At 37.4% G+C, this 21120-nt stretch carries 13 protein-coding genes and 2 tRNA genes; 7 read left to right on the forward strand and 8 right to left on the reverse strand.

Translation table 11 applies throughout. The features are described 5' to 3' along the window. The first annotated feature begins 128 nt into the window (after positions 1–128). The 7 genes from Q4533_RS15295 (at position 129) to dndE (ending at position 9340) form a co-directional block, all read left to right on the forward strand. The gene (locus Q4533_RS15295; RefSeq protein ID WP_303503159.1) at positions 129–2174 is read left to right on the forward strand and encodes a DNA phosphorothioation-associated putative methyltransferase; all 2046 of its coding nucleotides are present in this window, start codon (positions 129–131) and stop codon (positions 2172–2174) included. Between the two features lie 28 nt (positions 2175–2202). Continuing rightward, positions 2203–3336: an HNH endonuclease domain-containing protein gene (locus Q4533_RS15300; RefSeq protein WP_303503161.1), complete on the forward strand. Its 1134-nt coding sequence runs from the start codon at positions 2203–2205 to the stop codon at positions 3334–3336. Further along, the gene (locus Q4533_RS15305; RefSeq protein ID WP_303503164.1) at positions 3308–3883 is read left to right on the forward strand and encodes a bifunctional 2-polyprenyl-6-hydroxyphenol methylase/3-demethylubiquinol 3-O-methyltransferase UbiG; all 576 of its coding nucleotides are present in this window, start codon (positions 3308–3310) and stop codon (positions 3881–3883) included. The genes Q4533_RS15300 and Q4533_RS15305 overlap by 29 nt, the downstream gene beginning before the upstream one ends. Before the next feature lie 198 nt (positions 3884–4081). Continuing rightward, entirely contained in the window at positions 4082–5191 is a 1110-nt protein-coding gene (dndB, locus tag Q4533_RS15310) for a DNA sulfur modification protein DndB (RefSeq protein ID WP_303503166.1), read from the forward strand. After that, entirely contained in the window at positions 5184–6950 is a 1767-nt protein-coding gene (locus Q4533_RS15315; protein WP_303503168.1) for a DNA phosphorothioation system sulfurtransferase DndC, read from the forward strand. The genes dndB and Q4533_RS15315 overlap by 8 nt, the downstream gene beginning before the upstream one ends. Further along, positions 6951–8990 (forward strand): DNA sulfur modification protein DndD, encoded by a 2040-nt coding sequence (gene dndD, locus Q4533_RS15320; RefSeq protein ID WP_303503170.1) that lies wholly within the window; start codon positions 6951–6953, stop codon positions 8988–8990. It begins immediately after the preceding gene. Beyond that, a complete protein-coding gene (gene dndE / locus Q4533_RS15325; protein ID WP_303503172.1) occupies positions 8990–9340 on the forward strand; it encodes a DNA sulfur modification protein DndE in 351 nt (116 codons plus the stop codon). Before dndD ends, dndE begins: the two co-directional genes overlap by 1 nt. A gap of 142 nt (positions 9341–9482) precedes the next feature. Here the strand turns inward: dndE and Q4533_RS15330 are convergent, their stop codons facing one another. The 8 genes from Q4533_RS15330 to Q4533_RS15365 all read right to left on the reverse strand — a co-directional run bounded on the left by Q4533_RS15330 (position 9483) and on the right by Q4533_RS15365 (position 20946). After that, positions 9483–10691 (reverse strand): DGQHR domain-containing protein, encoded by a 1209-nt coding sequence (locus Q4533_RS15330; RefSeq protein WP_303503174.1) that lies wholly within the window; start codon positions 10689–10691, stop codon positions 9483–9485. Next, entirely contained in the window at positions 10688–11161 is a 474-nt protein-coding gene (locus Q4533_RS15335) for a hypothetical protein (protein ID WP_303503176.1), read from the reverse strand. Before Q4533_RS15335 ends, Q4533_RS15330 begins: the two co-directional genes overlap by 4 nt. Before the next feature lie 97 nt (positions 11162–11258). Further along, positions 11259–16301 carry a DNA phosphorothioation-dependent restriction protein DptH gene (dptH, locus tag Q4533_RS15340; RefSeq protein WP_303503178.1) on the reverse strand — a complete coding sequence of 1681 codons (5043 nt, stop codon included), beginning with the start codon at positions 16299–16301 and terminating at the stop codon, positions 11259–11261. Further along, a complete protein-coding gene (dptG, locus tag Q4533_RS15345) occupies positions 16282–17580 on the reverse strand; it encodes a DNA phosphorothioation-dependent restriction protein DptG (protein WP_303503181.1) in 1299 nt (432 codons plus the stop codon). The genes dptH and dptG overlap by 20 nt, the downstream gene beginning before the upstream one ends. 3 nt (positions 17581–17583) lie before the next feature. Further along, positions 17584–19173 carry a DNA phosphorothioation-dependent restriction protein DptF gene (gene dptF, locus Q4533_RS15350; protein WP_303503182.1) on the reverse strand — a complete coding sequence of 530 codons (1590 nt, stop codon included), beginning with the start codon at positions 19171–19173 and terminating at the stop codon, positions 17584–17586. Positions 19174–19705: 532 nt separating this feature from the next. Then, complete coding sequence (locus Q4533_RS15355) at positions 19706–19897, reverse strand: AlpA family transcriptional regulator (protein ID WP_303503184.1); 192 nt, start codon at positions 19895–19897, stop codon at positions 19706–19708. Positions 19898–20112: 215 nt separating this feature from the next. Next, positions 20113–20189, reverse strand: a tRNA-Trp gene (locus Q4533_RS15360). Between the two features lie 680 nt (positions 20190–20869). Then, positions 20870–20946: transfer RNA gene (locus Q4533_RS15365), tRNA-Asp, on the reverse strand. Positions 20947–21120: the final 174 nt, after the last annotated feature.

Below are 21120 nucleotides of genomic sequence, written 5' to 3' on the forward strand. Positions count from 1 at the left end.
TTGATGCATCTCAGAGTAGCCAATAGAATAAAATCTATAAAACGTGGAAATGGTTATTTCTACCAAGTGAACAGTTTAAAACAAATTAAATAAAACTAATCATGAATTTATTAGGATGGAACGTCTAAATGGATGCCACACTGTTTAAGCAACTTGTATCAACAATGCCTATTGGTAAAAAGCTACCTGATGCTCATTACATCCACAAAGACGGCTTAAGCGAAATTTCCGCAGAGTTAACGGACTTTATCTATGCAGTCAGCAATGCGCTTAAAATTGAACAAGGTAGTTGGGATTTAGTCAAACTCAACAAAAATGAATTCAAATTATCATTGCTGTCTTATCCAACCTTTTTTACCGAACCTTATCCAGCGTTAACTCAAAGTGTCACCATCGATTTAGTCAAGCTAACCCATAGAATCACAAAGTATGAAGAAAGCGATAACCCACCAATTCTTCACCGTAAAGAAACCATGATACCCATTACACACGAAGCTTATGAAAGCTTTGTGCACATCACCCAAGAAGGTGAAAATGCAGGCTTGTATGAAAAAAGCCGGATGATTGGATTTAAACAGTCATGGGAGCGAATAATTGCAGAACATGGGTACGAACTGGTTGATGGTAGATTGTTTAGAGCCTCAGCATTAAATTCATCACCCAACAATGAAAGCACTATCGATAGACACAAAACGGCCTTAGTCAGACATGAACTAAGCTCACCAATGAAACAACTCGCCAAGCAAGGTTTTTTAAATGGTGACTACAGTCTATTTGATTATGGTTGCGGCCGCGGTGATGACTTACGCGAGCTTCAAGCTCATGGCCTTGAAGCATTAGGCTGGGATCCTAATTTTTGTCCCGATGCAGGAAAGCTTACATCTGACGTTGTAAATATCGGCTTTGTTATTAATGTCATTGAAGATCAAGTTGAACGTTCTGAGGCCGTGATTGGTGCTTGGCAACTGTGTACTAAATTACTCGTTGTATCTGCAATGCTGGCAAATGACAGTTACATCAGCCAGTTCACTCCCTATAAAGATGGAGTTATTACCTCACGTAATACATTTCAAAAGTACTACGCACAAGCCGAGCTTAAGGGCTACATTGAGAGAGTATTGGATGAAAATGCCATTGCGATTGCTCCAGGTATTTATTATGTCTTTAGAGATAAAATAGAAGAACAACGCTTCCTTGCAAGGCGACATCAACGTCACCATCAATGGCACCAAATAACCACTCCAGCGCCAACAAGTGAAGAGCAAGCTAGGTTACTGTTCACCCAACACCAAGATTTGCTGAGCCAATTTTGGGATAGATGCCTAGAGCTTGGGCGAATCCCCATTGATGAAGAGTTTACCGATTCAGCCAACATCAAAATGCATTTTGGTAATGCTAAAAAAGCATTTAAATTACTTATGCAAGTTCAAGGAGAACAAGCTGAGCAAGAGTTTGAACAAGCTATCAAATTACGGCAAGAAGACTTGTTAGTTTATTTCGCGTTATGTCAATTTGAGCAACGCAAAGGATACGTACATTTACCTGACGAGCAAAAGCGCGATATAAAGATTTTTTTTGACACTTACAAAATCGCCGTAGCAAAAGCTAAAGCACTTTTGTTTGCGATTGCAGATACAAGCCTTATCGAACAGGCTTGCATTAAAGCACATGAAACTCTACCTGCAAGTAAGCTAAATGAAGGTCATTCATTAGAACTACATAAAAAGTTTTTAAGCTACTTACCAGCATTGCTGCGTGTTTATGTTGGGGCAGCAGTACAACTTTATGGTGAACTTGATGAAATCGATTTAATCAAAATTCATATTACATCTGGCAAAGTCAGCTTTATGGGATATGACAACTTCGACACGACTCCACTTCCAACATTACGCGAACGCATTAAAGTCAAAATGTGGCAGCTTGATGTGGATTTTTTTGACTATGTGGAAGTAGATAAACGGCCGGTGTTGATGGATAAGCATTGTTATCTAGCAAATAACTCTTCGTGTTATCAGAAGCAATTAATTTTCGAACAAAAACTACAAAATATGTTGTTCAAGGAAACTGATGAACTAGCTAATTTATCATTACAATATATTGAATCTATTCTGAAAAAATATAACAAGATAATAGTCAATCACACAATAAAATCTGGTAAAGTACAAAAATCTTAATGTGTTGAAACGGAAAACATAAATCCAAATGCTACCCAATGATCCAACGCTAGACATAGCGGCGTTTAGCAGAATTTTCAACAACACAACAAACTCATATAAACTACTTCTGTTCAAATCACTGTTAACAATCATAAGCTCAAATTTACATGTAAATGGTGTTATTGATAGCAAACAACTCTCGAGCCTTATTCTTGCTCATGCTTGGGTACCTTCTGTTTATTACAAACTCAACTTAGGGTCACAAGACCAAATTTATAAACATCTTTATGTATTGTCTTTGTTGGATATTGATCTCGCGAGTAGCAGTAAAAATCATTTTGAATTGATTACAGACACAATCAGCCGGAATAACGATGAAGTAATCACTAAAGATATACTAAAATATGTCCCCTATAGACTGCTACAGCCTTTTTTTAGTGATGAATTGCAAGGTAAGAAAGATGCCATCAAAAATGCATTAACCACCACGCTCTCTTGTCTTCATTTCGATGATAAATATCCAATTTATAAAATTGAACATTGTAAAACAGATAAGTTGGTTAAATTAACGATACATGCTCAATGGCTTCAATATATTAAGCAAAACTTTGCCATTATTTCAGGCTGGGTTGAACTGAATTGGGTGCAATACCTACAAGCTAAAAATCCAAACACACCAACTATCACAAGTAAAACTTCGCTTGATTTTGACCGTATATCATTAGTAAAACAAAGAAAGTTTTGGGACAAGTACTTAGAAGACAATCAACTTGAATGTATTTTCACTGGTGAAATAATAACTAAAGCAAATTATGCATTAGACCATTTCATTCCTTGGACATACGTCGCACACAATCAATATTGGAACTTAATCCCCATCATAAGCAGCTGCAACTCATCAAAAAGTAACAAACTGCCCAATAAAACTTTTATTGATAGTTTCACATCAACTCACGTCAAAGTTATAAACTTCGCATTAAAAAACAATAATAAGGCCGTAATTGAAGACTATCTATGCACATTGCACTGCACGGTAGATGATTTATCCAATGAAACCGAATTTAAACGAAAGCTTGCCGAGTTAATTGCTAACCTAATCGACTCCGCCGCACTTCAAGGATTTGAACAAAACTGGACTTGGAAGCAATCAGATGACTCAATTTTACAATCAGAATTCTAATCACTATTTCAATTCAACAGTCGATGCCGACATGTCCAGCGTGCAGGAAAAATTCTTAGCCTATATTCCTAAATACGGAAGTATTCTAGATGCAGGATGCGGCTCTGGTCGCGACACTAAATCATTCATCGATATGGGTTTTAAGGTTACTGCATTTGATGCATCAAAATCACTTTGTTTACTCGCCGAAAATCACACCAACATTAAAGTAATCCACAGCACATTTATCGATTTCGTTTCAACAACCAAATTTGATGGAATTTGGGCATGTGCGTCATTACTTCACGTCCCTCGCCATGACTTGCTCAAAACAATAGAACATTTAGGGCGGTTATTAATACCTAATGGACATTTATATTGTTCATTTAAATTTGGCGAAGAAGATACAGAAAACGATGGTAGATTATTTAACAACCAAACGACTGATACTTTCCCAAGCTATATACCCAATTCATTCAAAGTAATAGAAATCTGGATTAGTGAAGACAACACTAAACTTAATCGACAACAACAATGGTTAAATGTAATCCTCAAAGAGTCGGCTTAATTTTAGTTTTTTACAATTTTCAGCTGTAGAATATCATCAGAATAATTTATTCTATGACCTCTTTTCTGCTATAAAAAATGTTTAATCACGTCAACTATCATCAAAATAACGTCAAACACTTAAAAAAAAGCACAAATAACGTGAACTTTTCACGTCAGGCGCTATAATTAACGTCAAATTTAACGTTAGGCTATCGTGATGAAAAGTGCACAAGACGGATATTGTTTTTCTTTCCCAGCAGTTAGAGGGATCCAGGCTGGAAAACCATTCTATATTGCTACTTGTCCATTAAGCACAATTCCAAAGATTTTCGTATTTGACGAAGATGAAGTGCCGCCAGAATTACGTGCACAGCGCACATTAAATAAAGCACGTATTCCTGAAATGGTGCGTTATCTTGTGGATAACCCTGACGACTATGTATTTTCTGCATTGACCGTATCAGTCGCATCAAGTGTTTCATTTGATGAAAGTGAACACTCAGAATCATCAAATTTAGGCACTTTAAAAATCCCTATGAATGCACAGATTCTTATTAATGATGGTCAACATAGACGTGCAGCAATAGAAGCTGCTTTAAAAGAACGTCCTGAACTGGCGTATGACAATATTCCAGTACTGTTTTTTGTAGATGAAGGCCTGACACGCAGCCAACAAATGTTTGCTGATCTGAACAAATATGCTGTTAAACCAAGCCCTTCTCTGGCTGCACTTTACGATAGCCGTGATGAAAGCAGTGAACTTGCCAGATATTTAGCACAAAAGGTTAAGCCTTTTGCAGGTTTTACTGAAATGGAAAAATCCAGTATCAGTTCAAAAAGCGGTAAGTTATTCACCTTAAGCAGCTTAAAGCAAGCTAATAGAGCTTTGTTTGGTAAAGGCATGAAAGACTGTTTTACTGAACAAGAAAAACAACTAGCTGCAGAATTCTGGCAAGCTGTTTATGAATCAACGCCGGAATGGCAAATGGTCACCAATAAACAACTTGCTCCCTCTCAATTCCGTCAAGAATACGTTCATGCACATGGCGTCGGGTTGCATGCATTGGGTTCATTAGGTTGTGCACTAATTACTGCTCAACCTGACGAATGGAAAGAAACAATCAAACAATTAATAAACGTAGACTGGAAAAAGTCTAACCCAATATGGGCCAATAGAAGCATGTTGCACGGCAAGTTAAGTAAAGCCGCAACCAATATCATGCTAACAACCAATGCTCTTAAGCATGTTCTATCTCTTTCGCTCACCCCAGACGAGCGCGCCCTAGAAAATCAATACATACCAAATAGTGAGGCATCTAATGGCTGATTTATTCCAAGCCGATGCGCTAGATGATGAGCAGAACGATTACATTCATAAAGAATTTTTTGCTGGTTTCAAGCGATACAAAAATAGTGACACGCTCCCTGCTGAGCTGCATAAATATGACAAACTTGATGACGCATTAAAGCATCAAGTCAGCATGAATCTATGTCGTGATTTGTTAAAAGAGCACGCCAATAAAGAAGGCTTTTTGCTTAAACACTTTATAGATGACGTGCAAAATGTTTATTGTGCCGATAATCGTCCATGGGTTATTGGTTACAGTGGCGGTAAAGACTCATCTGCAGTGGTAACATTAATATACTTAGCATTACTCTCGCTAGATGAAAAAAAACGCACTAAACCTATTTATGTGGTCGCCTCTGATACACTAGTGGAAACACCGCTCGTCGTTGATCACGTTAACCGCTCATTAGAACAAATTGGCAATCAAGCAAGACGTGATGGATTACCTATAACTACGCATAAAGTCGTGCCTAAGCCAGATCAAACTTTTTGGTCATGTCTTTTAGGTAAAGGCTATCCTGCCCCAACCCAAAGCTTCCGTTGGTGTACTGAACGGATGAAAATTGATCCTGTCAGCAACTTCATTAAAGACAAAGTTTCTACTCATGATGAAGTCATCGTTGTGTTGGGTTCTCGTAGTCAAGAAAGTGCATCACGTGCACAGGTTATCGCTAAGCATAAAATCGAAAATACCCGCTTAGCCCGCCACACCACACTTGCAAATGCATTTATTTATACGCCTATTGATACATGGAGCATGGATGATGTATGGAAACTGCTTCGGTCTTGTAGCCTTGAAGTAACTATATCCCCAATGGGTATAGGTAAAAAATGGGCTGACGAATATGAACTTGAATGGCAAACGCCATGGGGCGTTAAAAACTTAACCCTCTGGAATCTTTATAAAGACTCATCTGATCAGGGTGAATGCCCAATGGTCATAGATGACAGCACTCCCTCTTGTGGTAATTCACGATTTGGTTGTTGGACATGTACCGTTGTCACTAAAGACCGAGCCATGGAAAGTTTAATAAAAAGTGGTGAAGAATGGATGCAGCCTCTTTTAACGTTTCGAAATAAGTTAGCTGAAACCAATATTCCAGCCAACAAAGAAATATACCGCAACTATAAACGCCGACAAGGTCGCGTAAACTATCAAAGAGTCAAAGAAGGCCAAGAGCTGTCTTCAGAGCGAGCTCATGTCCCAGGACCTTACTGGTTAAAGTATCGTAAAGAATGGCTAACCGAATTATTAGTGCAACAGAAAAAATTTAATGAAGATGGCTACTCTGTCACGTTAGTCACTGAACCTGAATTACATGCAATACGCCAAGAATGGTTAAACGATCCCAATGAACCAGATTGGGCAGATTCGTTACCAACAATCTACCGAAATATTTACGGTAATGAACTCAAATGGGTCATTAACGACAACAGTAGTTTTGGTGAGGTTGAGGCTCAAATCCTGCAAGGACTTGGTCAGCAACACAACGTAGAACCAGAAATGGTTCAAAAGTTATTAGACCTCGAATTATCTCTTGAAGGGCTTAGCCGCCGCAGCGGCGTGTTCGATAAAATAGGCACCTTGCTCAAACAAGATTGGGGCACACTTGAACAAATAAAAGAAAGACATACTGAACTACAAAGTAAATCTGCATTCGATATTCATAAAGATCAAATATCTAAATATGAAGCTGAAATACTTGCACTTGAAAAACAAACCAAGGTGGAATTCTAGATGATTATCAAAAGCTTGGTGATAAATAATTTTCGAGTATTTAGAGGCGTCCATGAAATAGACCTCGAACCAAGAGTAGTTAATAAGCACCACACAAAAGCAGCGCCAATTATCTTATTTGGTGGCTTAAACGGTGCAGGTAAAACATCAATTTTATCTGCCGTACGTGTGGCACTATATGGTCGCGCAGCATTTGGCCGTGGGATGAACTCTGCTGAGTATCAAGCTCAGCTCGATGCGTTAATACACAAAGGCATTGGAATAAGTGAAAACAAATCATCTATTCAACTTGTTTTTACTCACAGTTTAAATGGTGTTGAAAACGAGTACCGTGTTACTCGAGGCTGGCAACGAGGCCAAAAAGATAAGTTGGTATTAGAGCAAGACAATACTGAACTCAGCAGCATGAGTTACGATCAATGCCAAAGCTTTTTAAATGAATTAATCCCACCAGGAATTTCAGACTTATTCTTCTTCGATGGTGAAAAAATTGCCGAGCTAGCAGAAGATGATTCCGGTGAAGTGTTACAAACAGCCGTACGTCGATTATTAGGCATCGATGTAGCAGAAAGACTGAGAAACGATTTAGCGATATTTCTAAAACGACATGACGCTGCAGCAATGCCTGAAAATATTAAAGCGCAAATAGATAAACTTGAACGACAACGTAAAGATGCAGAACATCAAGCCATTGAACTTGCGAACAAGTCAGCACTTTGCCGTGCAAGAATAGAACTCATTGGTGCAGATATAGCAAAAACTGAAAATGAATTGTCTTCACGCGGTGGTGCCTGGGCGCAATCACGTGAACAAGAAAAAGCACATCAGTACGAACTTGATGCAGAACGCAAAGAATTAGAAAAAACCTTAAGAGCTGAAATTGAAGGCAACCTGCCCTTTGCGCTAGCGCCAAAGGCATTACAGCAATTGTTAAATCAGCTTGAGGCCGAGAAAAAATCTAAACAAGTTGAACACTTTAATCATGAATTAACAGACTTCATGGCAGAGCTTGAACAAAAATTATCATTTGGATTATCCGACTCATTTGTGGCTATCCAAACAATAAAATCTTGCTTTGAAGAACGACAAGCAGCGCAAAACAATTCTGAGGTCTTGCTTGATATATCTGACCGAGAGTTTGATCAAGTTAATGCGCAGGTTAATAGTCGCGCAAGCGAATCGTATCAACGATTCGACATTGCCCGTAAACGCCTAGAAATAGTCGAAGAACAAATCGCCAATATATCAGTCAATATTGCACGAGCACCAGAGCAAGAACAACTTGAAGAACAGTTAGAACAACTTAAAAAATTCAACAGTCAACGCACTAGTGCGATAGTTGAATTTAAACAAACAACAGAAGAAGCCAAGCGTAAATACCGTGAAGCAATTGACTTTGCTCGCAAGGTTCAAAAACTACATGACAAACATAAAGTCGCCTCAACAGCAGAAGCCTCAGTATCTAATGCGCTTAATACCCATGCATTACTTGCCGACTTTAGTGAGCAGTTAACCGCAGTACGCGTTAAACAGCTAGAAACTGAATTTATCAAAAGCTATCAAAAACTTGCCCGTAAAGAAGACTTAAAATTATCGGCTCGCATCAATACCCAAACCTTTGACGTTGAATTAATCGATGAAAACCAACATGTGATCAATCGTAAAGGGCTCTCTGCTGGTGAAAAACAGATTTACGCCATTGCGATACTAGAAGCTTTGGGTAAAACATCGGGTAAAAAGCTACCGATCATTATCGATACCCCACTTGGCCGACTCGACTCGAAACACAGGGATAAGTTAATAGAACATTACTTCCCAGAAGCCAGTCATCAAGTCATTATCCTATCGACTGATACTGAGATAGATGAGAGTTACTTTGGTAGTGAATACCTTAAAGACGATATTTCCCATGCCTTTGAAATCCAGTTTGATGGAAAAACCAAATCTTCTAGCTTGAAAGAAGGTTATTTTTGGGAAGCGCATACTCAGCAACAAAGTGCTAATCACGGCCAACAACACAAAAAAGTAGGAGCAAACTGATGCTGCCTAATCGCATGAATTTAACAAAACAGACCGAAGAACACTTAAAAAAGCTTAAGCAGTTTACGGGGATTTCACCCAACGTTTCAGCTCGTATTGCCTTTTTTAGGTCAATTGAATCAGGCTTTAAGTGCACTAATTCAGCCACTGTGAAACTAGATGGTGCTTTAGTGCTAGATAAAGTCACTTGGCTGGGTGAAACCCAGCTAGTGACTGAATTGATGATGAAAATGCACTACCCAAATCTTCAAGGAAGGGAGCTAATGGCCGCGTGGGCGGCACATGTTGAGGATGGCATTTCGGCAATCAGGAATTATAGAAGCATAACAAAATTATCCACTAGTATTTGAGCCAGCTGATGAAATATAAATTCTTGGAAGTCTATAACTCGGATTATTATAAGCTTCTTGAATGTGTTTATTCTCACAGAGATAGTTAGAAACTTAAAATAAAACTAAAAGGACTATTTAGTCCTTTTAGTTTCAATAAATTTTAATTCAGTATATTCACGTACTCAAGATAGTCTTTATGGTCATTAAGATCCTCTAACTTTTTATAACCACATCTGATCAAAAAAATATTTTTCATTCTTGACGCTCCTATTCCTGAAGCAGTAAAAAAGATATGTCCATAATCTATATCATCTAGTTTACTTAACAATTCACAAAATTCATTACGGTCGAAGTGTCCATCATTTTCAAAAAGGTATGCTTTAAATAAATCAAATAGTGCGTTGAAGCCGATTGTTTTAAGAAGATAGCTTTCTTTACTTTGTTTTTTCCACAATCTTTCGTCTACACAATCAAAAAAATCAAATACAATACTTTCTATATATTCGTCATCATAAGCGATATACTTAGCTCTTAGTGGGGTGCTTGGCGTGCCTTTATCTAATTTGGCGCGACCTTCTTTATTCTTAAAATTTAATAAATCATCTCTATCTCTTTTGGGATTTGAAGTTATTAATTTTAAAATGCCATCTACTATCGTTGACAATGAAATTATTCCGTCATCGCCGCCTTCAACTGCTGCACCAAGCTTTATTTTATCTCTTAAAAGTCCTGAGTGCTTATTCAGTTTCCTAGTGATATAAACTGCTAATTTTTCTGGTGACCATTTCTCTTTTTCTTCATCTTCAAGTTTAAAACCATATAACTCATAAGCTAAACTTTTATTAACTTTCTTTTGGTTAATATTAATAGTTGCGAATATATACGCTTGATATGGGGCTGGAAGGTCTATAAAAACTGAACAGAGAAGTTGCATGTTTTTCCTATCAGAATATTTAAATCCTGATAGTCTATGCTGCCCATCAATCAATGTAGCAACTTTCTCATCAGAAGGTATTACTAAGAAAAGTGACCCATCTTTTTCTTCTATCCTCCAGCGTTTATCTTTATCAGTTACAAAGCTACCATTCTTATCTACATTGGCGCCTAAAATCAATGAGTTAGGAAATGTAGCTTCTGTACTGTCAATATATTTTGCTATTTCCTTACTTCTCTTATCATCCAGCTCCCTTTGATTACCAGATAGAAAAGAAAAAACACCATCTACCATATCTTTTCTTTTATATTCCGCTCTAGAACTAAATGAAACTTTATTTAGAAAATCTGATGACATTGAAACTGCATAAAATGTCCCTACTGGCTGCTCAATTTTTATTGCAGGCAACCATACTTCTTGTAATTCTGCGTTCATATATCACCTCCAAGCGTACCAGTCATCAACGTTGGATCATATTCAGATTTATTGATAACATTATAAAGCCAAACTATTCCTGTAATTAACAAACCTCTTTGTACCCATGAAATTGCACTTTCGGGGTCGGTAGTAGTTATTGTAATTGATTTGAAATATGCTAGAACAGCAAAAATACTACCTAAAAAAACAACTAAAAGAGTAAATTTAGAGTATTTATTGTCATCTTCTGGCGACATAAATATCCTTGCTTCTAAGATCATAACCATAGTTGCTATACCAAAAGTAAACACTGTTTTAGGATCAAAGATACTTGTATAACCAATCCAACCAAAAAACACAGGTAACCAAACGCCCATTGAACCAAAAAAGAAAATTACAAACCCTTCCCTCCAAAATCTAATGCATTTCAATGCATTTAAAAATCTAGCAATCAAAACATAAAAGTAATTATCTTGACTAACAATCATGACACATCCCATTATTTACAATCTAACTAACCTTAATAACTAATCATACCAGTAAGAGTTGTACGCATATTAGTTAATACTATAATATATTTTCAATTTATAATTCCCAAAATGCTTTATCTTTAATGCGTCTTATCTGCTTATCACCATCAATATACAGACTTGTGTGTTTTTCTAACTCTCGAATATTTTTCATCAATAGCTCCTGTTCTGATTTGTCATCCTTGTTGAAAATACCTTTAATATCCTGATTTTTTATTTGAGCCACCCGATGAACAATCCAGCTCAAAATATAAGCGGAATAGTCATTGTCACCCGTTTTAAAATGGGTGATGTCTTGCGTCGATAAGATAACCCCTACCCCATACTCCCTGCCTTCTTTCAAGATCTTGCGCAGGCTTGGGAAATTTTGCGACATGAAGTTATCAGCTTCATCAACCAATATCAGTTTGGTTACCTGCCTAAACTCACCTTGCACTAGAGGTTTGCCTTGTTTCTGCATTTGCGAGTAAAACAGATCTAGAGTTAAGGCTACAATCAAATTTTGTATTTCTGGTGGATAACCCGCCAATTCGATGACCGTAATACCATCAATTAGCTCATATAAGCTATTCATGTTTTCAGACAGATCTTCGAAGATTTTAAAGCGTGCTAATTTTGACAGTGCAGCATATAAAGAGTCTTCCTCAACCTTTTCTTGAGCCAGAAAAATTTGCCAAATATCTTCAATCGTTGGTGCTGGCTTAGTCCAGGTTGATGGCGATTCAGGTCTAATGCCTGCTAACTCATAAGCTTCTAGAATAATATTTTCTAGTTTAAGCTGCTGACGTGGGCCTAATCCGTAAGCCTTCGACATAGTTTCTGAAAAACCAGCGGCTGTGTGAATAGGTAACATTGGCGTATCGCCAAATAAACTTAGCGGGTTATAAGGCAGTTTAAATAATTTGTACTTTTTGCCATTAGTCGCGTTAATAAACTTGTCGTCAACATAATCTGATTTGTAATCGAAGATTAAAATACCAATGGGTTTACCATCAACATTGTTATGCTGATTTCGATAAAGCTGAGTAACAACCGACTTGGTACACTGCGTCTTACCCGTACCCATGGTGCCAATAATGCCAGAGTTGGTGTTCATAAATTTAGCTGTATTAGTTGGCTCCCAATAGACAGGCTTATTACTGGGTAACTCATGTCCGACCAACACTTTTAATGTGTCAGTCGCTATTGCTTTCTCTACAACTCTTGATGGTGATTCTTCAGCTACGCCCTGTAACGCATTGACCAGCTTTTCATTGTCTGAATAATCGACATCAACTAACTTTATAACTTCTGCTTTTACCTTAACGCTTGGTATTACTTCGCCAGTTAATATGTATTTTTCTGGGATGTAACACAGCTCACTGCTTTTAATGTTTGCTAATAAGGTCTGTAGTGGCGTGCTAATAAATCGGTTCAAGTTAGCGCTAGGCAAACTAATCTGCAAAATGTCGTCTTCTAGGGTGAAATCTTCTTTGGCGTAATCCGCATTTTCAAAAAATGCCATCACAAAACCTTGAGGATAATCAGCTAAATCGGCAACGGTATAATCACCTTGTAACCACCACTCACGATTGCTTTGAAGTTTGCTGAAATGGTCACTGTCATACACCTTGTACAGCTCAAACTTATCAACTTGCATTAGAATCTGGCGTACAAATAGACCACGGTATAAATGGCCAGCTAAATCATTACGGCCAAATAGATTCTCAACCAAATAGCGCTTCAGCTCTTTAGCTTGCTGTATCCCTTTAGCATGGGTACGTTTTTGACCAATCTTAACTTCTAGCGGTAACAAGTAGATGTGCTGTCCTTTAAAACCAACAAACAACACATCATCTGAAATAGGACCGCTTTTATAACCCTGTGAAAAACGAGAAAACTCACTCTCGCTCATTTTTAAACCAATATTACCGGCTACACGTAGCATTTCGGCAACACTCATTGGTACCCAGGTAATATCACTTTGATGTAATAAACAATTCACGTATTTGTAAGCACCAATAATGCTTTTTTTCTCTTTACGTTCGTTATCATTACAAGTGATCATTTTTAATAACCACTCACCATTAAATGAATTGAATTCATCTATTAGGCCTTTGACACCTTGGGACAATACTTGATCGTATAAATCACGTCGCTTAGTGACGGTTATCGCATCATAATTAGCTGAGTTAGAAAAGTTATCCGAATAATGGATCAACACGGCATCTTTCTGGGTTTTAAAGAAATCCAGGGTGACTTTAGGGTCAATAATCACAGTCCACACTGAGTTTTCATAAACCTCTTCTAAAAGCTCAGTTAACTTACCGGCGACTTTTAGTGCTAGGCCATTATTTTTTTCGTACTTTTGCCCGCACCACGCTGCTTTGGCTAGGTTATTAAAATGGCTACTAAGCCTAAGACTTGGCGTGTCATCAATATCAAGTTTGCTTAAACCGTAGGTCGTAAAATAAGTATTTTGCTCATCGTATGCGGTTTCACCAGCGAGCAAGCCATGGCAAGCAACACCGGTTTTTTCGGTGAGTACGTCGACAGGAATAGGCACTACGCTGGTATCATTTCTAACAAAACTGATATGAGCATAATTAAAGCTATTCATATCTTCAGTAATTTTAAACTTACTGTAGGTAATCCTATTTTTAAGCATATCTGCGATAGCATCTGCTTTGTCTTTATCACTGCCTAACTCAGCGAGGTCTTTTAACTCGTCGTAACTAGGCGCATCTGCAAATTCATCAAAGTAAGTGCGTTGCAGTTTTTTGTCATAAATATTTACGTGTACTCTGTTGGCGTTGTCTGGTGATTTCTTTTTTAAGTAATCAACCAGGCCTAAAAACAAAGAGGTGTTATCGCCATTATTAATCGAGTTGATATAAAGCGTTTCTTTGCTGCCTTTACTAAATAACACATCAAAAGCTTTAGTAAATTCATTCGTTTTTTGCCTAACCAATGGGCGTACATAACTTAAACTCACATCTTTATTGGCAACTAAAATACACCACATGCGGTTTTCTGCTACTGCTTGGTTATAGGCAAATCCGTCTTTAACATGCCACACAAAAGGCAGCAGCCCTTCTGCATTTAAACGTTTTATTGTCGCCCTTGGTAATGTACTAAAGCTATCATCGTCATCATTGCTTGCTTGGCTAACTAGTTGCGCAAAATAAGCCAAATTCAGAGGATGATAAGGCGTAATGTATTCTTGACCATGGAACTCAGAAATACCAATATTAACCAGTAATTTCGCCTCTGGTGATAGCAGTGCTTTAGTCTCTAGCTTATCTATTTCTTGTAGGTAACTAGTCACAATTGAATTGACTAGTTCAACAAATTCAGGCCCCCAGGAACAGGTGCTGATAAGTGCCTTTCTATCGTCTAAATAGTTAAATAATGCGGTGTAAGCAACAAACAAGTCATTAAAAGGTGTTCTAAGATTATCCAGCTTTACTTCAGGTCGTTGACCTACTCGAGTGGCTAACAGTCCCTTATCGAGTAATTCAGCTTCCCAATTGAGTAAGGTTTTACGCATTCCACTAGGATTCAAATCTTTTCCATCAATAACCACTTTCTCTTTAGCCCTGTTATAAAGGCCATTGAAATCATCGTTATATAAACGGCTAAATAAATTAGTATCCAACACCAATGGTAAACTGAGCGTGTCTGATGAAACCGCACCATCCACCTCGAAATTTAAGATGCATTCACCACTTTGCACTGCAAAAGTGAGGCTGTCGGTTTCATTAGCAAATTCAGTAAAATCAATAACTTTGACGTTGTTTACAGAGAATGTTTGATTGGATTGAGTAATTTTAGCGGTATCACCTTCTTCAGCGATTTGTAATGTCCCAGCATTAGTTTGTAAAGTAATCTGTTCTTTACGAGGCGCCAGAATAAAACTATCAGCTAAATCGTCTAGATAAAATGCGCCTTGTGGTACAACTAGTACGCGATATTTAAACCGCTCTTGCGGCTTTTCTCTTTTAAAATCAACACTAAAATACATTGGTTGCTTGTCAAAAAAACCGACAATTTCAACAGTGCTGTGTTTTTGCGATCGATTATTTACCTCGAGTACAATGGGTTCTTTAGTGTGTTGTAATTTAAGTTCATTTTTTTGAATTTTACCGCCAGAAAAAGAAGCTTCAATTTTGAAATTTTTGGTATCGTCTGGCATTTCAATAATTAAATGACGCTCTTTTTTATTTTCTCGCGCTTTAAAACTAAGACCTTCAATAGTTTCTTTTTCAAATGAGAGCAAGTTTTCTTTGTTTGTTCGGCGCTCCTTGATTATTTCACCAAAATCAAGGTCAGTCAGATTGGCATCATCACCGAAATGTTTGAGGACGAATTTTTCGCCAAGATCTAAATCACCTAGTTTCTCGACTAACTCTTGTGGATATTTTTCAACAATCTCACTGATATTTTGATACAGCTGGTGATTGTCAGATAAACGCTTATCAATTTGTGCGGTATCGTCCCAGCCGATAATTGTATGGTCATTAAATAAACCAAGCTCACTAAATTGAATGACACCATCGTCAAGTGCTTCAAATAGCTCAGTGAAACCAAACATGGTCGCACCATCTTCAATAATTAATTTAAAGCGGTGATCGAGTAAGCATTGTGATATTTGATCTGGGCCATTTATCGATGTAATTAATTCACTGAGTGATTGCTTAATTGTTGATGGGTGCCAAACTTCGCCTGGCTTACCTAAATCTCGAGCTGAATTGATAAGCGTATCTAAGTATGAATTATGTACGACGAGCAATACACAGTCACCTAATTGACCATCTTGGCTAGACACCAAATCTCGTAAGTGGGAAATAAAGTTTTCACTTAAGCCACTCTCGGTTTCGCTGTGTACTACGGGAATAAGCTTTTTATCAGCAAATTGTATCGCCTGAAACTGCTGGTCAATATCAGATGTTACAATTGACACTGTGGTATCAGTAACTCTTAGCAAGGCTTCGTATAGCTTTTGACTGTTAGTGCTGTCAGGCGAGCGAAATTGGAAACGACTTTCACCCTCAAAACCTTTTTGGGCCCACTTACAAAAGTGTTCGACTAAAAAGTCTTCATATTGTTTTTCTGACATATACTGCATCCCCGCTGTCACTCATTCTTTCTACGTTACCCATGCGTTCGAATAGCTCGACTAAACACACTTCACTGCTTTTATCAAAAAAGACACCACGACTTTGAAATTCTTTTAGAAGCTCATGAAGCCTTATTTTATCTCGTTTACCGATAGTGATGTTGGTTAGCAGTAAGAGATAGTCTTGGTTTAATACAAGGTATGAACCAGCGCGCTTTCGCCCTTGTTCAAACGGTCTAATTAGGGTTTCTCGTGTCGCTTTAACAAAGTTATTGAAAGCCGTTTCTCTTGTTGAGCCTTTTTTAAATTGCTCAGTGAATAATTTTGCTAATATCGTTAACGCATCACTGATGCTACTTGCTGGCTGAAGTTTTTCGATTAATTTTCTATCTTCATGAAAGTTTGCGGCATAGTTGTTAAGCGCATCAATATCAGCGGCAGTGAGTTCTGTAAAAAGTTGCCAAAACGGTAACACCACGTCTTTTGTATCTTGAAGACTTTCATTTAGCGCTAGATAAGGAAATAACGCATAAGTAGCTTCAATAACTTGTTTATGGCCATGTAATTGTAATTTGGTACGTTCTTTACTGGCTTTTTCACTGTCTAAGATGAAGTAACAGTCTTTAACGGACGGCTCTTTTGCCCAACCTTTTATGTTTAGCGATAATTGCGCCGTGTAAAGAAATCCATATAGCTTTAAAAACGATTTAATATTTTGTAAAAAATGTTCAGGATGACTGACTAAAAAGTGTAAATCTTTTTGGAATAACTCACTCAGATACGGCAAATATGGCATGTGCTGTTTGGGTGTTTTTTTGCTCACTCGAGTCACTTGTGGCGAGTCAAACACCGCTTTTATTTCTTTCTCTAAGAAGTTGAGATGTACCGATGGTGGTTTATTTAATTGCATACTGCCCATTAAATTAACCAAAAGAGTCGTTAAGCGCTCATCACCTGTATTACTACTTTCAGGATTTAAGACTTTTAATGCCTGCATTTCGGGGGCAATATTTAAAATTTGATGATTATCAAAGTACATTTTCTCAATAATGTGCCAAAACGGCTCGCCATCAAGTTTATTCGTTAATCGGGTCTTACAAAGCAGCTTAAAATCATCGAGATTTTTAATCGACTTTTCAAGCTCAAGATTGTGTAAGGCCTTAATAAAAAATCCAACGACTGTATCCCAATCATATTTGTTATTGGCGCTATTGGCAGACACAGGGAAGAAACTAGCCGCACTATTATTTTTAGGTTGTAGGTCTTTTTGTAATGGCATTACTTATCCCTCACTTACCATTATTTCATCATCATCACATTCTAAAAGGTACTTTTTACCATCTCCGGTGATCACAAGCTCACAAGCCGATTTAGCTTCCTGAATTATTTCACTCGCTAGTTCATCCAATAAAATAACCGAGTTTTTGTCGTGTTTATTAGGTCTGTAGCCATTATTGATGTTAATGAGTAAGGACAATAAATTGATGTTTATTGGCAGTGCAAACGGTTTAGTTTTCAACTTAAGTCGAGCATTAAACAACACACTGTTTGTGGCTGTATTTGCTTTTATTGCGTTCGAGTCCATTGATAAATCAGCCGGTGCTGCAACCTGGTATTCACCAAAGTCAGATAATAAAAAATACTTTTTACCAAGCTTGGGTGCATTACGATTTATATAGGCTCTTATTGCCGATATTAACGTGTCACGGTAAAAGGCTTTTAGTAAAGCCTTTGGCTCAGGATTATCTCTGTAGTCCTTGTGTAGCTGATAGATAGCAATGTATTTCTCTATCAGCGACTCGTTATAATCCTCAGCAAAATTTATGTGATAATTATTAGCAAAATCATCATGCCTTAAAATATAAAATAATCTTAAGTATTGAATTCCACTTGATAGGTTTTGAATACCAAATTGTTTAACTTTTTCCTTAAATTCAAAGAATTCACTGTTTGGCAATCCCAAATCATAAGCAAGGATGAAGCGATCGATTTCTTTTGTTCTGTAGTGGCCTGGGTCGAAATCCTCTATCTTACTTGCTAGTTCATTGTCGCCACCTGCAAACAAGTTATCAAAGAGATAACCATCACCAACAAGTAACTCGTGGATGAAATCGAGTAATGCTCTTGCTGTTAAAAATTGATCGCGCATTAATCTGGCTTTAAACAACAGTTCAATGATGACTTGCTGTACAGAAGGAAGACTCAGCAACTCAAAGTTTGTAACAAGCCTTTTAGCACCTGGTTCATCATATTGTTTTTCTTTTTCTAAAACCTGCCTGATGATGTTCTCTTGTGGCTGGGTAATTCTGACTAACAGTTGTTTAGCAAAATCTGAACTAAAGCCATTTTGATGAATTTCAAATTTTGGATAGTCTTCAAAATTGATGAATTTAATTTGTTCGCTATCGAATTTGTTATTTTCTAAATAACTGGCTATGGCGGATTTAACATCTTCGTTTTGCCCTTCTTCGGCATAGTTACCCATCATGCCGGCATTGATACCAACAACTAGCGGGTATTGACCAAGGGAAAAAGCATCAAACACTTTATCTAGTGTTTGTATTGCTGTGCCTTGAGGATCAAAACTATGAGTGGCATCGAGATGAAACGTAATTCTTTTACCAAACTTAAGTTTCGCTTTGGTTAGCAACTCTGACTTACCATCACCACTACTTCCACACAAAAAAAGTAACTTTTTATCGTTAGCACCAAACGATGAAATGCATTTGTTTACTGCCTTTTCAATCGGCATTTCAATATAAAGATATTGTTTTATCTGTTGATGTAAATTTGTAATATCTGAATTACGCTCTGTAGAAACAGCATACGGAGAGGCCATAGACATGACGCTAAGCGCTTCTTTTAATCTCATAACATCCTCATTTTAAACACTTTTAACCCAAGTAAGCACAATTGAGTAGATTGTTTAGCACTTAACAATATTTGACCAACTGCATTTGTCACTATTGGTATTATTTTTATGTCATTATAAATTCTGCACAAAGTCAAAATAGATGAGAATAAAAACAATTAACTAATTGATTCACTAGAGAGGCAAAATCGCTTAATAAGCATTCCATGCTATCAACTCATCCATTAATGTGGACATTCAACATAACGTTTTGTATTTGTCAGGTAAATGTTTTTCTGAATGATTTAGTCAATTTTCAAATCATTATCACTCTTTGTGAAGTGCCGATAAATAATTCAATCTGCGATTATTAGTGTGATAATAATCAAACTTAACTCGGGCTACTAATTGGTATCGAAGAGTTTTGCCCCTTGACGAATTATTTCAGATGATAGATATCGAAAATACCGCGGAAACACTAAGAATAGGATCAGTCATCCTCCCTAGTTACTTAAAGCCCCAAAAAGTACCCCTAGCTAGTAAACTCATCAATTTAATCATAATGATCATCTCTCATCTTAACTCTACTGATAATCCAATCTTGAACTTCACTTTCAACCCAAGCAACAGAATGTGCACCTAATGACACAGGCTTAGGGAATAAGCCTTCACCAATATATTTATAGATAGTTGAACGTGCCATACCGGTACACTCAATAACGACTTTTAGCCTAATTAATCTCATAGCAAAACCTCAAAATATATACTCTATTGAAAATCGAGAATCTACGCAGAGGACCATGGTAAAAAAGGTCATGGTCACCATTTGGTCACCATTTGGTCACAAAACAGAAAATACTGAAAAATATGAGTATGAGTTTAAGAGTGATTTGAAGACAGGGAAATGAATAAAAGCCAGAAAAGACAAAGGCCTAGCATTTCTGCTAGGCCTTCTAAATTTGGCAGGGGTAGCAAGACTCGAACTCGCAACCATCGGTTTTGGAGACCGCTGTTCTACCAATTGGAACTATACCCCTGTTGACGGAATGCATTATGCTAAAACCACTGCGAAAGGTAAAGCATTATTTATCACAAACGTACTGACTGTGGGTTTTTCAGCCAAATTAAGCAATTTATAATCTACTTTGCTATTTTGGCAATGCGAAGCTCACTTACATACGGTATTTACATGATGTCGGATCACATACTCTTCTTAAACAGTTACGTAACTGAGCTTAAGGAGACTTACAAATGACTTGCTTGAGTACAAGCAGCACAATTACCAATCGCAACGAATAGTCGCTTATAAACACTTACAAGTGGTATGAACTGCATTTAGAGCTATTGCCCTTCACCAGTTTAGAACTAAAGTCTTTAATAGGTCATAACGGCTTAGGTGAAACGGCTTTAGATATCGTTAAAACCTAACGCTTCGAGTTTGAGAAACCAGCTAAGAATTTACGATTTAGCATAAGTGAGAGGAAATATAACAATTTACAACAGTAGTAACATCAACAAAGTTGAACAATAAACACTCAAATTAATGATTTTAAAATACTTCATAGTTATTTAATTAATCTAAAAAGTAAAAATATCATCATTGCTGACATCTGGAATAAATGCTTAATATTAAAACTAAATATCATCATAGAATGATGATATTTATTCGACGCAACGAAAAAAGCCTCATCTTTCGATGAGGCTTTCGTCTTTATGTTGGCGGAGCGGACGGGACTCGAACCCGCGACCCCCGGCGTGACAGGCCGGTATTCTAACCAACTGAACTACCGCTCCTTTAGTAAATTGCTTACGCAGTATACTAAATTCTTTTAAAGTCGCTAACGTGTCAAAGTTAGTAGACTTGCTCTTTCGAGCTTCTCTTACGAGAGATATTAGGCGCTTGGCGATGACCTACTTTCACATGGGGAGACCCCACACTATCATCGGCGCGATTGCGTTTCACTACTG

Source organism: Shewanella sp. 6_MG-2023, from assembly GCF_030547195.1.
GTDB lineage: Bacteria > Pseudomonadota > Gammaproteobacteria > Enterobacterales > Shewanellaceae > Shewanella.